Source organism: Methylibium sp. T29-B, assembly GCF_000576225.1.
Taxonomy (GTDB): Bacteria; Pseudomonadota; Gammaproteobacteria; order Burkholderiales; family Burkholderiaceae_C; genus Methylibium; species Methylibium petroleiphilum.
This window is the reverse complement of sequence record NZ_AZSN01000276.1, coordinates 1-2,894: the sequence shown is the minus strand read 5'-3', so window position 1 is coordinate 2,894 and position 2,894 is coordinate 1. Positions and strand designations below refer to the sequence as shown.

Below are 2,894 nucleotides of genomic sequence, written 5' to 3'. Positions count from 1 at the left end.
CCGTGGCTGCGCGAGGCCATGCGGCTCGCCGCCGATCGCGACCGCATCGCGCGCCAGTACGCGAGCGACTATGCCGACCTGTTCGACACCGGCCTCGCGGCGCTGCGTCGCCCCGCCGCGGCATCACCGCGGCTCGATGCCGCCGCGGTGCAGGCGCTGTTCCTCGCCTGCCTGGGCCGCTGGCCCGATTCACACATTGTTCGAAAGTTCGGCGCCGACGTGGCACAGGCTGTCACCGACGAGGCGGCGCCGTGGCTGCGGCGGGCCGAAGGCGGCGAGCGGGTCGGCGACGACCCGGCCTTCGCGGCCTGGGACGAGGATCTCAAGGCCCGCGGGCTCAATCCCGGCACGAGCGCGGACCTGACGGTGACCACACTGTTCATTGCTGGCGCACTCGGCGTGGCCGACCTCTCGACTTTCCCATGATTGCGGCGCTGGCATGGAACGTGTAAGTTCACGACGTACTGGCAACGCCCAGTGCTCTTCACATTCACTTCTGCAGAACTTGCTCACGGAGACTCAACATGGCAAAGATTGACCGGATGATGGTCGGCGAATCGCTCGTCGGTGATGGCAACGAAGTGGCTCACATCGACCTGCTGATCGGGCCGCGTGGCAGCGCCGCCGAAACGGCCTTCGCCAACAGCCTGACGAACAACAAGGACGGCTTCACGTCCCTGCTCGCCGTCGTGGCCCCCAACCTGCTCGTGAAGCCGGCGACCGTGATGTTCAACAAGGTCACGATCAAGGGCGCGAAGCAGGCCGTGCAGATGTTCGGCCCGGCCCAGCGCGGCGTGGCCATGGCCGTCGCCGATTGCGTGGAAGACGGCACCATCCCCGCCGACGAAGCCGACAACCTGTTCATCAGCGTCGGTGTCTTCATCCACTGGCTGGCCGAAGACGACAAGAAGATCCAGGACTACAACTACCAGGCCGTCAAGGAGTCGATCAAGCGCGCGGTGTCGGGTTCGCCGACCGCTCGCGAAGTGGTCTCCAAGAAGGGCAGCGCCGCTCACCCGTTCGCGGCCAAGTGATGCGTGGGCCGCAGGTCGGCGTGCCGTAGCGCGCCACCCTGCGGTCGCTGCATTAGAAAAGCCGACCGGTTGCCCGGTCGGCTTTTTTTCGGCTGTCGGGTACGGCCCCTCAGGCGCCGCCCGGCACCATGCCCGCGCCGATCAGCGACAGCACCGGCGCGGCCCGGCCGCTGGCCGGGTCGGTGGCACGGCGGCGTTCGATCGCCACGCCCACCGCTTCCACGTCGTCGAACTTCTTCGGCTTGACCACCACCACGCGCACCCAGTGCGCGCCGAACTCGTGGAGCAGGATGTCGGCCACGGTCTCGGCGAACGACTCCAGCAGCGTGAGCTTGTGCTCCTTGAGCAGGCGCTGCAGCCGCTCGCGCACGACGCCGTAGTCGATGGTGTCGGCGATGTGGTCGCTGTCGCAGGCGCGCGGCCGCGGCAGGCCGGCCGTCACGTCGATGCGGATGGTCTGCGGGCGGTGCAGTTCGGAATCGTGGATGCCGATCACCGTCTGGCCGGTGAATCCTTCGATGAAGATCAGGTCCAGCGGCTCGGCGTCGCGGCCGGCGTCGGTGGCGGTGAACTGCAACTGCGGGCGGGGGGCGGCGATCAAGGGCGACTCCTGGGCTGAAATACCATCACGGGCCGGTGCAAGTCCCGGACCATGCCAGATTTTGGAACACTCCACCGCCGCTCCCCGGGCTTCCACCCCCTACGAGGGCCAAACCGGACGCGCCAGAATCGGTACGCATTGACCCTGTGAGGGACAAGCTGAACGGTCCCTGGGACCCTGGCCGGCGGCAACCGGCCCGGCGCCCGGATCGCTGGCCCGGCGCCAGCGCCTCGCGCGTTCGGCCACAACACGAAGGAGAGACAGCATGGGCATCGTATCGCTGCGCGAGGCAGGCGAACACGCACACCGCATTCTCGATACCGTGCGCCAGGGGGCACGGGCCACCGACGACGACGAGATGGCGCGCTCCTGGACGCGCTGCCTCGAACAGCACCGACTGCACCCGGACCGGCCGCACCGCCCGTCGGTCGTGCCGGCGGCACAGCTCGCGCAGCGCCAGGAGCGGCTGGCCGACGTGATCGACTGCGCCCGCCACGAGATGGCCACGCTCTACCAGCAGCTGGCCGATACCGAGTCGGCCGTGGTGCTGACCGACACCGACGGCGTGATCCTGCACATGGTGTCCTCGCCGGCCTTCGCCGAGGACGTGACGCCGCTGGGTTTCCACGTCGGCGCGGTGTGGAGCGAGGCCGAGGCCGGCACCAACGGCATGGGCACCTGCCTGGTCGCGGCCAGCCCGGTGGCGGTGCGGCGCGAGGACCACTTCTTCACCCGCCTCACGTCGCTCACCTGCTCGGCGGTGCCGGTGTTCGACCCGCAGGGCCAGATGACCGCGGTGCTCGACGTGACCAGCCGCTCGAGCCTGCAGCAGCAGCATTCGCTGGTGCTGCTGGGCATGACCGCGCAGATGATCGAGAACCGCCTGCTCGAGCTGCGCCACCCCGAGGCCCACCTGCTGCACTTCCACAGCCGGCCCGAGTTCGTCTACACGCTGCACGAGGGCAAGCTGGCGCTCGAGGCCGACGGCCGCATCCTCGCCGGCAACCGCAGTGCGCTGTTCCAGCTCGGCCTGCACTCGGTGGCGGAGCTGCGCGAGCGCCGGCTGGAAGACCTGCTCCACACCCGGCTGGCCGAGCTGGTGGAACGCTGCCGGCGCAGCGCCTTCCATCCGGTGGTCAGCTTCGGCGCGCAGGGCGCGAGCCGTTTCTTCGTGGTGGCGCGCCCGCCGCGTCGGAGACCGGGGCGCACGAGCTGCCGGTGGCCCTGACCGGCCCGAGCACCGGCACGCGCGCCCGCGC

Annotated in this window: 4 protein-coding genes; 3 read left to right on the top strand and 1 reads right to left on the bottom strand. The window is 69.6% G+C overall.

What is annotated here, in order from left to right; all coding sequences use genetic code 11:
- Window positions 1-426, top strand: a 426-nt coding sequence (locus tag Y694_RS20980; protein ID WP_036236257.1) for a triphosphoribosyl-dephospho-CoA synthase, incomplete at its 5' end; no start/stop codon positions are given.
- 98 nt (window positions 427-524) lie between these two features.
- Window positions 525-1,034 carry a formaldehyde-activating enzyme gene (fae, locus tag Y694_RS20975; protein ID WP_011830196.1) on the top strand — a complete coding sequence of 170 codons (510 nt, stop codon included), beginning with the start codon at window positions 525-527 and terminating at the stop codon, window positions 1,032-1,034.
- 109 nt (window positions 1,035-1,143) lie between these two features.
- Here the strand turns inward: fae and Y694_RS20970 are convergent, their stop codons facing one another.
- Entirely contained in the window at window positions 1,144-1,635 is a 492-nt protein-coding gene (locus Y694_RS20970; RefSeq protein WP_231497827.1) for a dihydroneopterin aldolase, read from the bottom strand.
- 265 nt (window positions 1,636-1,900) lie between these two features.
- Between Y694_RS20970 and Y694_RS20965 the strand changes: the two genes are divergently transcribed.
- On the top strand, window positions 1,901-2,863 hold the full coding sequence (locus tag Y694_RS20965; RefSeq protein WP_051495957.1) for a sigma-54-dependent Fis family transcriptional regulator: 963 nt from the start codon (window positions 1,901-1,903) through the stop codon (window positions 2,861-2,863).
- Window positions 2,864-2,894: the final 31 nt, after the last annotated feature.